We start from the raw sequence: 12,715 nt of genomic DNA, 5'->3' as shown, positions 1-12,715 counted from the left end.
AATCTCCGCCATTTTGTCGACTCCGGCCATGACAGCTTTTCTCACGGCCACGAGGGAGAACCATGTCCAGCTCCAGCACACCTGCACCGGCAGCCACCGGCATCCCCCGAAAGGTTGTTGGCCTTGCCGTGGCCGGCGCCGTGGGTGGCTTCCTGTTCGGCTTTGACTCCTCAGTGGTCAACGGCGCCGTCGATGCCCTCCAGGACGAATTCGTCCTGGGCGATGCACTCACGGGGTTCGCCGTCGCCGTCGCACTTCTGGGCTGCGCCGTGGGCGCCTACCTGGCGGGCCGCATTGCCGACGCCAAGGGCCGCATCCCGGCGATGAAGCTCGGCGGCATCCTGTTCCTGGCCAGTGCCATTGGAACCGGCCTGGCGTTCGGCGTCTGGGACCTGATCTTCTGGCGCCTGGTGGGTGGCCTGGGCATTGGCCTGGCCTCGGTCATTGCGCCGGCCTACATTTCCGAAATCGCGCCCCGCCAGCACCGCGGCCGCCTGGCCTCGCTGCAGCAGCTGGCCATCACCATCGGCATCTTCGCCGCCCTGCTGTCCGACGCCTTGTTCGCCAACGCGGCAGGCGGCGCCGCGCAGGAGTTGTGGCTGGGCCTGCCTGCCTGGCGCTGGATGTTCCTCGCCGCGGCCGTCCCCGCCGTTGTGTACGGCTGGATCGCCTTCATCCTCCCCGAATCCCCGCGCTTCCTGGTGCTGCAGGGCAAGGAAGAGGAGGCAGCCCGCGTGTTCCGGGCCATTGCCCCGCATGACGACGCCGAACGCAGCATCCGTGACATCAAGGCCGCCGTTGCGGAAGACACCCTGGCCGCACGCAAGGGCTCGCTGCGCGGCAACCGCTTTGGCCTCCAGCCGGTGGTGTGGATCGGCATCATCTTGTCCATGCTGCAGCAGTTCGTGGGCATCAATGTCATCTTCTACTACTCCACCACGCTGTGGAAGGCCGTCGGTTTCCAGGAGAAGGACTCGCTGACCATCTCCGTGGTGACCGCCGTGGTCAACATCCTGGTCACGCTCGTGGCGATTGCCCTCGTGGACAGGATCGGCCGCCGCCCCATCCTACTGGCCGGCTCCATCGGCATGGCCGTCTCGCTCGCCGTCATGGCCCTGGCCTTTGCCTCCGCCGACGGATCCGGCTCCGACATCCACCTGAGCGGCGCCTGGGGCCCGGCCGCACTGGTTGCCGCGAACGTGTTTGTGGTCAGCTTTGGCGCCTCGTGGGGCCCGCTCGTGTGGGTCCTGCTCGGCGAGATCTTCCCCTCCCGCATCCGTGCACGTGCCTTGGGCCTTGCCGCAGCGGCGCAGTGGGTGGCGAACTTCCTGATCACGCTGACGTTCCCGTCCATGGCCGCCGCATCGCTGCCGCTGACCTACGGCATGTACGCACTGTTTGCCGCGGCGTCGTTCTTCTTTGTCATGTTCAAGATCCCCGAGACCAACGGCATGTCGCTGGAGCAGGCGGAGACCCTGTTCACGAAGAAGCCCAAGGCCGGCAAGAAAAGCTAGGCCCACTGCCTTCCCGACGCTCACGCGCACGGTTGGGCCGCAATGGCGCGCAACTCCTGGAGTTGCGCGCCATTGCCCCTTTAACAGTGCGCAGGAGCAGGGCCGCACATTGGCTAAACTGGCCCCATGACCCTTCGCACCGCCCTGAGCCCCGAGCAGACCCTCGACATCCTGGACATTGCCCCGGAAGACCGGGCCGAATGCCTGGAACTCATCACTGCTCCGGCATCCCCCGCCGTCGAACGGGTCCTGGACCACCTGGCGGCCCGGCTGGGCAGCGCCGATGACTCCAACCCGGAACTGGGCACCGCCGAAGTGCCCGTCGGCGAGATGGACTGGCTGGGCGCCATGGTGCGGTTTGTCCCGGAGGTCATTGCCTGGCACCAGGGCCGGGGAATCCCCGAGGAAACCACCCTGGCCACGCTGGCGGACTTTGGCCGCAACATGGCCATCAACCGCCGCGTGCACAACCGCTTCGGCATGGACACCTACAAGTGGCTCAACCACGTCTTCTCAGGGCGCATCTACCAGCTGGGCCGGCTGCAGTACCTGATCCACCAGCCCACTGCACCCATTCCCGGTGTGGCCGACGGCGAGTGGATCCTGGGCGTCCACATCCCCGAGGGCGGCGGGCTCGGGGCGGAAGCCGTCAACGACAGCCTGGCACAGGCCGGGGCATTCTTTGCCGCACATTTCCCCGAGAAGCCTGTCCGCACAGCCAACTGCGAGTCCTGGCTGCTGGACCCGTACCTTGCCGGTCATTTGGACCCGGCTTCCAACATCGCCAAGTTCGCAGCCCTGTTCACCCCCTACGGCGAACCGCGCAACGAGCCCACCGACGCCGTGTACTTCACCTTCCGCACCCGCAGCATGGACAACCTCGCCGCACTGCCGCGTGCCACGGCGCTGCAGCAGGTGGTGCTGGAGCGCATCGATGCCGGGGGCGCCTGGCAGCTTGGCTTCGGCAGCCTGCAGCTTCCCTGACGGGCGCAAGCGGCCGCCCAGCGGGTCCCCCGGTGCTGCGGTAAACTTGATAGTTGCGCCTTGCCCTTGCTTGAACAAATTCTTCACCGCTAGAAAGTAGTCTCGTGTCCTCTCCGGCCCAGTCCCCCGCCCGCGCCACCGAAATTTCCGGCCAGGCGGAACGCCGTCGCACCTTTGCCGTCATCTCGCACCCCGATGCCGGCAAGTCCACGCTGACCGAGGCCCTGGCCCTGCACGCGAAGGTCATCGGCACCGCCGGCGCCACGAACGGCAAGTCCAACCGCAAGGACACGGTCTCCGACTGGCAGCAGATGGAAAAGGACCGCGGCATCTCGATCAGCTCCGCGGCGCTGCAGTTCTCCTACCGCGACACCGTCATCAACCTGCTGGACACCCCCGGCCACGCCGACTTCTCCGAGGACACCTACCGCGTCCTGGCGGCCGTGGACTGCGCCGTCATGCTCGTGGACGCGGGCAAGGGCCTGGAAACCCAGACCATGAAGCTCTTCGAGGTCTGCCGCCAGCGCAACCTGCCCATCATCACCGTCATCAACAAGTGGGACCGCCCGGGCCTTGACCCGCTGGAACTCATGGATGAGATCACCGAGCGCACCGGCCTGACACCCATGCCACTGACCTGGGCCATCGGCATCGCCGGGGACTTCCGCGGCGTGTGGGACATCCGCCGCAACGAGTTCGCCAAGTTTGCCCGCAACAGCTCCGGCGCCCAGATTGCCCTGACGGAGTACCTGACCCCGGAGCAGGCCGCCGAATCTGAAGGCGCCGCCTGGGAGGACTCCACCGAGGAGGCCAGCCTGGTGGTCGACGAGGCGAACCCGCTGGACCTTGAGGCGTTCTACGCCGGCAAGGCCACGCCCCTGCTGTTCTCCTCGGCCGCCCTGAACTTTGGTGTCAAGCAGATCCTGGACACCCTGGTGGACTTCGCACCCCCGGCCTCGCCGCGCGCCGACATCACGGGCAACGCCCGCGCCGTCGACGCACCGTTCTCCGGCTTCGTGTTCAAGGTCCAGGCCGGCATGAACCAGGCGCACCGCGACCACGTGGCCTTCATCCGGGTCTGCTCCGGCATGTTTGAGCGCGGCATGGTGGTCACCCAGACCCGCACCGGCAAGTCCTTCGCCACCAAGTACGCCCAGCAGGTGTTTGGCCGCGAACGCGAAGTCATCGACACCGCCTTCCCGGGCGACGTCGTCGGCCTGGTCAACGCCTCGGCGCTGCGCGTGGGCGACAGCCTCTTTGTGGAGGAGCCCGTGGAGTACCCGGCCATCCCGCTGTTCGCGCCCGAGCACTTCCAGGTGGCACGCTCCAAGGACCCCAGCAAGTACAAGCAGTTCCGCCGCGGCATCGAGCAGCTCGAGCACGAGGGCGTCATCCAGGTCCTCCGCTCGGACCTGCGCGGGGACCAGGCACCCGTGCTGGCCGCCGTCGGACCCATGCAGTTCGAGGTGGTCGAGGACCGCATGCACCACGACTTCAACGCCCCCATGCGCCTGGAGCGCCTCCCCTACTCCCTGGCCAGGTTGACGACGCCGGAGGCAACAGCCGTGCTGGCCAACCTCCACGGCGCTGAGGTGCTGGAGCGCACGGACGGCGAGTTCCTGGCCCTGTTCAACGACATCTGGGCCATGCGCCGCGTGGAAAAGAACCACCCGGACCTGCCGCTGTCGGAAATCGGCACCACCATGCAGAATTAGCCTCGGCGTTCTGACGGGCTGACGGGCCTGCCCTTCGCGCCTCCTTCACGGGAGGTAGCCGGAGGGCAGGCTTTCTTGTTCCGGGCACAGTCCCAGCACGCGCACCATGGCGGCCTTCTCCGCCGGGGCAACCCACAAGTGGTAGGCGGCCTTGACCGAGATTTGGCGGGCCACATAGTGGCAGCGGAACTTTTTCGAGGGCGGCAACCACGTGGCGGCGTCGGAGCTGGACTTCTCCTGATTGGCCGGCCCGTCCACGGCCAGCAAGTTCAGTGGGTCGTTGGCCAGGCTTGCACGCTGCTCTGGCGTCAGGGCCGCAGCCCCGCTCTGCCACGCGTTGCCGAGGGCCACCACATGGTCGATTTGGACCAGGGCGCTACTGTCTTTTCCGCGCCGAAAATGGATTTGCCGGCCTGTGTACGGCTCGTTGAGGATTCCGGAGGCCACAAGGCAGGAGGAACCGTCAGTGAATGTTGCCCCGGCCAGGTCCCGGCGCAGGACGTCGTTGCGGGTGTCGCAGCCATTGGCGTCGGCGTCCACCCAGGCTTCGCCGAACAAGGAGCGGTCGTAACTGCTGGAGGGCGCCTTTCCCTTGACCGGCAGCGTCTCCAACAGGGCAACAAGGGCTGTGCCGGGGCCAACTGCCACCACGGGGCGGCCCAGCCCCGGAGGTGGGGTGCTGAACACGGGCGGCGTGCCGGCGTCGTGGTCAAAGGGCCAGCGTCCGGCGGTGTGCAGCCAGCCGCCCAGCGCCACGAGCAGCAGGACCGCAAGTACGGAAGCCATGCGCCACGGTGGGCGGGGCTGTTGTTGGACGGGGCGGACCGGCGGTCCGGGGCGGCGCAGCGCTGTGCCCTGTCCGTCTTGCTCGTGCCGTCCCATGGATTGGCTGCCCCTGCCCGCACGTCCGGCGTCGAAGGCGCCGGGGAATTCGTGATGGAACAAGTCTAGGGAGCCGCGCGGCCGCGTGCCCGGAGTTGTCCACAGGCACTGCGAAAGCAGCAAGATTGTTGGATAGGGCAGCCTGTACGCCGGGTTTTGTCGTCCGCCGCAGTTGCCCGCGGCGGAGAGGCAACCATCCATCTACGAACGCCGTTGCCGACGCTCTCTAGCAGCCTACCCGGACACTCGGGCGAACAGCCCTCAATCATGCCCTGTCTGGCCTTGCTCCGGGTGGGGTTTACCTAGCTCCCCCAGTCACCTGGGGCACTGGTGGTCTCTTACACCACCGTTTCACCCTTACCCGCTCCGGTACGAAGCCGTGCGGGCGGTCTATTCTCTGTGGCACTGTCCTGCGGGTTACCCCGAGTGGGCGTTACCCACCACCCTGTCCTGTGGAGCCCGGACGTTCCTCGAGCCACTTGCGTGACGCGCGGTTGCCCAGCTGCCCTATCCAGAGATCAAGTGTACCCTCTGGGACGGCCAAGGTCCGGCGTCGTTGATGCACGACGCCGGACCTTGGCTTGGCAGGGTGGGCTACACCGAGGCTGTGGCCAGCTCGGGCGAGGCTTCCAGCGCGGGGAACTGGCGAGGGTGGACCCCTGCCATTTCCTCCATGACACGCACCACCTGGCAGCTGTAGCCGAATTCGTTGTCGTACCAAACGTAGAGGACAAGGTTCTTGTCGGTGCTGATGGTCGCCAGGCCGTCAACGATGCCTGCACGCCGGTAGCCGACGAAGTCCGAGGAGACGACCTCGGGTGAGTCGATGTAGTCGATTTGCTTGCGGAACTCGGAGTTCAGTGACACGTCGCGGAGGTAGCTGTTCACTTCTTCCTTGGTGGTGCCGTGTTCAAGCGTCAGGTTGAGGATGGCCATGGACACGTTGGGGGTTGGCACGCGGATGGAGTTTCCCGTGAGCTTGCCCTCCAGTTCGGGAAGAGCCTTGGCGACGGCCTTGGCGGCACCTGTTTCGGTGAGCACCATGTTCAGTGCTGCCGATCGGCCCCGACGATCGCCCTTGTGGAAATTGTCCGTCAGGTTCTGGTCATTGGTGAACGAGTGCACAGTTTCCACATGGCCGTGAATGATCCCGTACTTGTCATTGAGCACCTTCAGCACCGGCGTGATGGCATTGGTGGTGCAGGAGGCGGCAGTGACGATCTTGTCCGAGGCCTCAATCATGTCGTGGTTGATGCCGTACACGATGTTCTTCAGCGAACCCTTGCCTGGGGCTGTCAGCAGCACGCGGGCCGCACCCTTGCTCTTGAGGTGCTGGGACAGGCCCTCTTCATCGCGCCAGCGGCCGGTGTTGTCCACAATGAGGGCATCGTGGATGCCGAACGCCGTGTAGTCGATGGTTGCCGGGCTATCGGAGTAGATGACCTGGATGGCAGTGCCGTTGGCCTGGATGATGTTGCTGTCCTTGTCGACGGTGATGGTGCCGTCGAAGGGGCCGTGGACCGAGTCGCGGCGCAGCAGGCTTGCACGCTTGGTCAGATCGAAGTCGCCGCCCTTGCGGACCACGATGGCCCGCAGGCGCAGGCCGTGGCCGCCGCCATTGTGTTCGATGAGAATGCGGGCCAGCAGGCGCCCGATGCGGCCGAAGCCGTACAGCACGACGTCGGTGCTGGTGCGGCCGTCTTCGCCGCGGCGGCCCACGATCTCCGCCAGTTCTGCGCGCAGGAAGGTTTCCAGGTCCGCCGCGCCAGAGGCCTTGAAGCTCGCGTTCAGGCGGGCGACGTCCAGGGATGCCGAGCCGAGCTCGAGGGTGTCCAGGGCCTGGATCAGCGGCAGGGTTTCAGCCAAGGGAAGTTCCACGTCGTCAATGTGGCGGGCGAAGCGGTGCGCCTTGAGGATGTCATACGGGGACTTGTTGATCAATGAGCGCCCGTGGACACTGGTGATGACATTGTTTTCTCGGTAGAGGCGCCCGATCAGCGGGATCAGTGCCTCGGCCATGGTTTCGCGCTGGATCCAGGTGTCCAGGGCGGCGTCACTTTTCAGTGCCACGTCGTTGTGCGTCACGTTTTCTACCTCTTCTAGCTTAAAACACCCTTGGTTCAAGCCAAAACAAGTGTGACAGCGGACGCAGGCTACCGGCGAGTTCCGTGACCGGATTCACTAGACCGGTCTATCCCCACGCCCTCCCGCAACTCGCCTCGCTCGCAGCCGGTCCCTCGGGCGCGTGGGCCCAAGTCGCAAAGCCGATAAGCTCTTCTGGTGCTCATTTTGCTTCCCCCCTCCGAGGGCAAGACCCCGCCCGACGCCGGCACGCCGGTGGACCTGTCCACGCTGAGTTTCCCGTCGCTGACGCAGGCGCGGCAGGACGTCGCGGCCGCCTTGGCGCACGTCTCCGGACAAGAGGACGCCTTGGCGCAGTTGGGCGTGGGCGCCTCCCTGACCCACGAGGTCATCCGCAATACCCGGCTGGCCCACGAGCCAGCCGCGCCGGCGCACAGCATCTACACCGGCGTGCTCTACGACGCGCTGGGCTACAAAACCTTGACGGCAGCCCAGAAGCGCAAGGCCGATGAATCGATCATCGTCATCTCGGGCCTGTGGGGCGCCGTGGGCTTTGCCGACAGCATCCCGGCCTACCGCCTGTCCATGTCCGTGGGCCTGCCGGGCCTGGGGAAGCTGGCCAGCCACTGGAAGCCGCTGTTGGCCGCGGCCGTGTCCCCGCATGCCGAGGGGCACCTGTTGGTGGACTGCCGCTCCAGCAGCTACGCGGCCGCCTGGGTGCCCGACCCGGCACGCACAGTGGCCGTCAACGTCTTCACCGAGCGCGACGGCGTCCGCAAGGTGGTCTCGCACTTTGCCAAGCACACCCGGGGCGAGCTGGCCAGGCACCTGCTGACCCGGCGCGGCAAGGCCCCCGAATCCCCCGCACAGCTGGCCAAGGCGGCTGGCGAAAAGTGGACGGTGGAGCTGGTCCCGGGAACCGCACGCAAGGCGCACGCCCTGAACATCATCCTGGCGGACTAAACCACGCCGGCGCCCTGCCAGCTGCCGCCGTTGTACCACTCACTCTCCAGGTGGTGGATCCGCCCGTTGTGCGTGGCTTTTAGCCCCACTCCTCCGAGCGGACCAGGATGGCGCCCGAATCCGGGCAGAACACAATGGTGTCGGGGCTGGCCTTCTTGATGTCAACGAGATCGCCGGCACTCAGCTGCATGCCCGAACCCTCCGACTTGCCGTGGAACAGGCGGGCCGCGCCCACACCGTACTTACCCAGTGCGCGGTCGTAGATGGCCATCAAAGCCGGGTCAAAGGTGGCGGTGAGCGTGGCACGTTCGGCCAAGGTGGCGTCGCGTTCCATCTTCAGCCCGCCCAGCTTGCTGCGCACCTCATCCAGGACCTCGTCCAGCACGCTCTGCATGTTGGCCACCAGCTCGCGCTGGGCGGCCTGCCTGGCGGTGGCCTCCTCGAAGGCCTCCATGGCCTCGAGCTCGGTGTCTTCCAGGTCGCTGCGGCGCCGACCCAGCGACTCAATTTCGCTCTGCAGTGCCATGAGGTCCTTGGACAGTCCGGTGCCGCTGTTCAGCTTGGCCTCGTCGCGTTCAATGCGCGCCACCACGGAAGCAACATCGTCCTCGGACTTGGTCAGGGCCCGCTGTGTGTCGCTGACGGCGGTGTCCAGGACCACGAGGTCGCTCTTGGCCACCGTGACCCCGGCGTGGAGGTCGGGAAGGCGCGGGTCTTCCTTGAGCGCCTTGGCCTGGACGTCCAGGCCCTTGAGTTTGCCGTCCAGTACTTGAACGTCCAGCAAGCGCATCTGCTCGCCCGGTGCTGCCTTGGCCATGAAAGCCCTCCTGCATGCGTTGTGTTGGGTGGTGTTCCTGGGCTAAGCCTAGTTGCCGGGGGTGAGAATGAAATCCCACGGGTCCGTGTTGGCCTGGCTCACGGCGAGCTCGGCCTCGAAGCCTTGGTCCGCCAGCACATTGCCCAGGGCCTGGGCCGCGGCCGGCAGCCACAGCCATTCGCTGGCGAAGTGGGAGAGGTCGATCAAGTACGGCCTGCCGTCGGCCCGGGCCTCCCGCGCCTCCGACGCCGGGTGGTGGCGCAGGTCGGCAGTGACAAAGACATCGGCATCGCTGGAGCGGACCGCCTCGAAAAGGCTGTCGCCCGAACCGCCGCACACGGCAACCTTGCGGACCAGGGCATCCTTGTCCCCCGCGACGCGGACGCCGCCGGCGACGGCGGGCAGCTGCAGGAAGATCCTGGCGGCCAGGTCGCCCAGCTTTTCGGCACCCGGCAGCATGCCCACGCGGCCAATGCCTTCCTCCACCAGGCCGTGCGCGGCCGGCATGAGGGGCAGGACATCCGTCAGGCCCACGGCATCGGCCAGGACGTCGGAAACGCCGCCCACGGCGCTGTCGCCGTTGGTGTGCACGGTAAGCAGTGCACAGCCGCCCTCGATGAGCCGGTGGATGGCGCGGCCCTTGCCGGTGGTTGCGGCTACGGAGTTGACGCCCTTCATGAGCAGCGGATGGTGCGTGATGAGCAGCTGGGCACCCCAGTCAAGCGCCTCGTCAATAACCTCAATGGTGGGGTCCACGGCGAACATGATGCGGTCCACCTCGGCGTCGGGGTGGCCGACCACCAGGCCCACGCGGTCCCACTCCTCGGCGAGCGATTCCGGCCACAGTTCCTCGACGGCCACGAGCACATCGGACAACACGGGGGTGTCCAGGTGAAGGTGCCCGTCCCCGTCAGCCGGCTCCGCCGCATCGGCGCCGGGGTCTGCATCCTCGTCAACATCGGCCTGGGCGGCCACGGAGTCGGTGCCGTCGTCTTCGAGGCCCAACTCATCTGCCTCGGCAAAGACTGCCGCGGCATCCCCGCCGACTACGGCGAAAGGGGTGTTCCCGGAAGCCGCGTGGGAGTCGGCGGCCTGGGCAGCTGCTTCGGTGCCGGCGTCGGACTCGGGAAAATCTGGTTCCTTGCTCATGCTCCTACTTTACTGGCGGGCGGGGGCAGGCGGACGCAGAGGCACGGCCGCAGCCGCCGCGGGAATCTTCGCGGGCCGCCATGGCTTATAAAGGAGCATGAAGACTTTTGTATTGGGCGGAGGCTGCTTTTGGTGCCTCGACGCCGTCTACCAGATGACCCGCGGCGTGGAATCAGTGGTTTCCGGGTACACCGGCGGCGCACTGCCCAACCCCACGTACGATCAGATCTGCACTGGCATGACGGGCCATGCGGAGGTGGTTTCCGTGACGTTCGATGACACAGTCATTCCGGCCGACACCATTTTGGACATGTTCTTCGTCCAGCACGACCCCACCACGCTGAACCGCCAGGGGTACGACGTCGGCACCCAGTACCGCTCGGTCATGTACTACCGCAATGAGGAAGAGCAGGCGCAGTTCCTGGCGGCCATTGAGCGAAACCAGCCTCTGTGGGCCGACCCGATCGTCACCGAAGTTTCGCCGCTGGAGGTTATTTACGAGGCCGAGGACTACCACCAGGACTTCTACGCGCAGCGTCCCGGGGTGGGCTATTGCCAGGTCATTATCAACCCGAAAATTGCCAAAGTGCGAAAACATTACGCGAAGTGGCTCACCGCCTAGAACGCCGCCGCCGTACTCGCTACGCTGACGGATATGCCCCGTGTGCGGCCCTTGCAGGGATGCACCCACCAAACTGTGAATGAAGCTAAGGACCCACCCATGGCACGTATTTATGACAATGTCACCCAGCTGGTCGGCGGCACCCCCCTGGTGCGTCTGAACCGTCTCACGGAAGGCCTCGCGGCCACGGTTGCCGTCAAGCTGGAGTTCTACAACCCGGCCAACAGCGTCAAGGACCGGATCGGTGTCGCCATCGTTGACGCCGCCGAGGCCTCCGGCGAACTCAAGCCCGGCGGAACCATTGTCGAGGGCACCTCCGGAAACACCGGAATCGCCCTGGCCATGGTGGGCGCGGCCCGCGGCTACAAGGTCATCCTGACCATGCCGGAGACCATGTCCACCGAGCGCCGCGTCATGCTGCGCGCCTACGGTGCCGAAATTGTCCTGACCCCCGGCTCCGAGGGCATGCGCGGCGCGGTTGAGAAGGCCAAGGCCATTGTTGCCACCACCGAGAACGCCATCTGGGCCCAGCAGTTCGCCAACCCCGCCAACTCGGCCATCCACTTCGCCACCACGGGCGAGGAAATCTGGGAAGACACCGACGGCGAGGTCGACATCCTCGTTGCCGGCGTTGGCACCGGCGGCACCATCACCGGCGTCGGCCAGCTCCTGAAGAAGCGCAACCCCAATGTGCAGGTTGTTGCCGTGGAGCCCATCGACTCCGCCATCCTCAACGGCGGCGCCCCCGGCCCGCACAAGATCCAGGGCCTGGGCGCCAACTTCATCCCCGAGGTGCTGGACCAGGACATCTACGACGAGGTCCTGGACGCCTCGCTGGAGGACTCCGTGGCCGTCTCCCGCGCCCTGGGCAACCAGGAAGGCATCCTCGGCGGCATCTCCGCCGGCGCAGCGGTCTGGGGCGCCCTGGAGCTGGCCAAGCGTCCGGAGAACGCCGGCAAGCTGATTGTCGCCGTTGTCCCCGACTTCGGCGAACGCTACATCTCCACCGTGCTGTACGACGACATCCGCGGCTAAGCCGGCCTTTGCCCGCTGCCGGAATAATTCCCGCATCACTGACGCTGTCGAGTCAGTGATGCGGGTCTTCTGGCTTGCGGGCCCCTGCAACGAGCACCCGCCCGGGAATCCCGCGGCGGCCAAATGAAAGAAGTCTGTGGGATTTTTCGCCAGGATACGTGAAGACCTTGAGTCGGCCCGCTCTCATGACCCGGCCGCGAGGGGTTCCGCGGAGAACTTTTTTGTCTATTCGGGGCTGCACGCCATTTGGGTGCACCGCCTGACGCACAAGATGTGGACCAGTCCGGGCCTGCGGTTCCCGGCCCGGGTGCTCTCACAGCTCGCGCGCTTTGCCACCGGCATTGAAATCCACCCCGGCGCCACCATCGGCCGCCGCTTCTTCATTGACCACGGCATGGGCGTGGTCATCGGCGAAACGGCCGAAATCGGCGACGACGTCATGATCTACCACGGCGTGACCCTGGGCGGCCGCTCGCTGGCCAAGGTCAAGCGCCACCCCACCATTGGCAACCGGGTCACCATCGGTGCCGGTGCCAAGGTCCTGGGCCCCATCCACATTGGCGACGACTCCGCCATTGGTGCCAACGCCGTGGTGGTCAAGGACGCCCCGGCGGAATCCATCCTCACCGGCATCCCGGCCAAGGTCCGCCACCGCGATTCGGCCAAGGAAATGGCCCCGGCGGTGGACCCGGCGGAGTACATCGACCCCGCCATGTGGATCTAGCTACTTCCAATGGGCCCACGCCCGCGAGGGCCCCGCTTCGAGCTTGCGAGAGGTGGGAGCGGGTGGGGTACGACGGCGGCCGGTGACCTTCCGAAAGGAAAGGGCGAGTTCTAGCGGTCGTTGCAACACCTAGTTTTAGGAGTTGCAACGACCGTGTCGTCTTTAACGAAAAAGTTGGATCTGGTGGGGGATCCAGAGTTGCCGCGGAAATGGCGGCGGTCCTCGCCG

At 66.2% G+C, this 12,715-nt stretch carries 11 protein-coding genes and 1 other RNA gene; 7 read left to right on the top strand and 5 right to left on the bottom strand.

The window, feature by feature from the left end:
* The first annotated feature begins 62 nt into the window (after nucleotides 1–62).
* From PCK14_RS14385 to PCK14_RS14375, 3 genes are all read left to right on the top strand, one after another.
* Complete coding sequence (locus PCK14_RS14385) at nucleotides 63–1,514, top strand: sugar porter family MFS transporter (RefSeq protein WP_269939195.1); 1,452 nt, start codon at nucleotides 63–65, stop codon at nucleotides 1,512–1,514.
* 126 nt (nucleotides 1,515–1,640) lie between these two features.
* The gene (locus PCK14_RS14380; protein ID WP_269939194.1) at nucleotides 1,641–2,498 is read left to right on the top strand and encodes an acyltransferase domain-containing protein; all 858 of its coding nucleotides are present in this window, start codon (nucleotides 1,641–1,643) and stop codon (nucleotides 2,496–2,498) included.
* A 104-nt stretch (nucleotides 2,499–2,602) separates the two neighbouring features.
* Nucleotides 2,603–4,213, top strand: a complete 1,611-nt coding sequence (locus tag PCK14_RS14375) for a peptide chain release factor 3 (protein ID WP_269939193.1) — start codon at nucleotides 2,603–2,605, stop codon at nucleotides 4,211–4,213.
* Between the two features lie 45 nt (nucleotides 4,214–4,258).
* Here PCK14_RS14375 and PCK14_RS14370 read toward each other — a convergent pair whose 3' ends face one another.
* From PCK14_RS14370 to PCK14_RS14360, 3 genes are all read right to left on the bottom strand, one after another.
* Nucleotides 4,259–4,999: a GmrSD restriction endonuclease domain-containing protein gene (locus PCK14_RS14370; protein ID WP_269939192.1), complete on the bottom strand. Its 741-nt coding sequence runs from the start codon at nucleotides 4,997–4,999 to the stop codon at nucleotides 4,259–4,261.
* A 225-nt stretch (nucleotides 5,000–5,224) separates the two neighbouring features.
* An RNA gene (gene rnpB, locus PCK14_RS14365) (RNase P RNA component class A) lies at nucleotides 5,225–5,605 on the bottom strand.
* Between the two features lie 84 nt (nucleotides 5,606–5,689).
* Nucleotides 5,690–7,180: a glyceraldehyde-3-phosphate dehydrogenase gene (locus PCK14_RS14360; protein ID WP_442864735.1), complete on the bottom strand. Its 1,491-nt coding sequence runs from the start codon at nucleotides 7,178–7,180 to the stop codon at nucleotides 5,690–5,692.
* A 195-nt stretch (nucleotides 7,181–7,375) separates the two neighbouring features.
* Between PCK14_RS14360 and PCK14_RS14355 the strand changes: the two genes are divergently transcribed.
* A complete protein-coding gene (locus PCK14_RS14355) occupies nucleotides 7,376–8,140 on the top strand; it encodes a YaaA family protein (protein ID WP_269939191.1) in 765 nt (254 codons plus the stop codon).
* A 79-nt stretch (nucleotides 8,141–8,219) separates the two neighbouring features.
* On the opposite strand, the gene PCK14_RS14350 is transcribed toward PCK14_RS14355, so the two are convergent.
* Together PCK14_RS14350 and PCK14_RS14345 are read right to left on the bottom strand one after the other, a co-directional pair.
* Entirely contained in the window at nucleotides 8,220–8,957 is a 738-nt protein-coding gene (locus PCK14_RS14350) for a zinc ribbon domain-containing protein (RefSeq protein WP_269939190.1), read from the bottom strand.
* A gap of 48 nt (nucleotides 8,958–9,005) precedes the next feature.
* Nucleotides 9,006–10,106: a Nif3-like dinuclear metal center hexameric protein gene (locus PCK14_RS14345; RefSeq protein ID WP_269939189.1), complete on the bottom strand. Its 1,101-nt coding sequence runs from the start codon at nucleotides 10,104–10,106 to the stop codon at nucleotides 9,006–9,008.
* Nucleotides 10,107–10,203: 97 nt separating this feature from the next.
* Between PCK14_RS14345 and msrA the strand changes: the two genes are divergently transcribed.
* From msrA to epsC, 3 genes are all read left to right on the top strand, one after another.
* Entirely contained in the window at nucleotides 10,204–10,728 is a 525-nt protein-coding gene (gene msrA, locus PCK14_RS14340) for a peptide-methionine (S)-S-oxide reductase MsrA (RefSeq protein ID WP_269939188.1), read from the top strand.
* Between the two features lie 99 nt (nucleotides 10,729–10,827).
* Nucleotides 10,828–11,763 carry a cysteine synthase A gene (cysK, locus tag PCK14_RS14335; protein WP_269939187.1) on the top strand — a complete coding sequence of 312 codons (936 nt, stop codon included), beginning with the start codon at nucleotides 10,828–10,830 and terminating at the stop codon, nucleotides 11,761–11,763.
* 136 nt (nucleotides 11,764–11,899) lie between these two features.
* Nucleotides 11,900–12,487, top strand: a complete 588-nt coding sequence (epsC, locus tag PCK14_RS14330; protein ID WP_269939186.1) for a serine O-acetyltransferase EpsC — start codon at nucleotides 11,900–11,902, stop codon at nucleotides 12,485–12,487.
* Nucleotides 12,488–12,715 lie beyond the last annotated feature (228 nt).

The sequence above is a fragment of the Arthrobacter sp. HY1533 genome, from assembly GCF_027568515.1.
GTDB lineage: Bacteria > Actinomycetota > Actinomycetes > Actinomycetales > Micrococcaceae > Specibacter.
The sequence above is the reverse complement of the archived record's forward strand: the minus strand, read 5'-3'. Positions and strand labels throughout refer to the sequence as shown.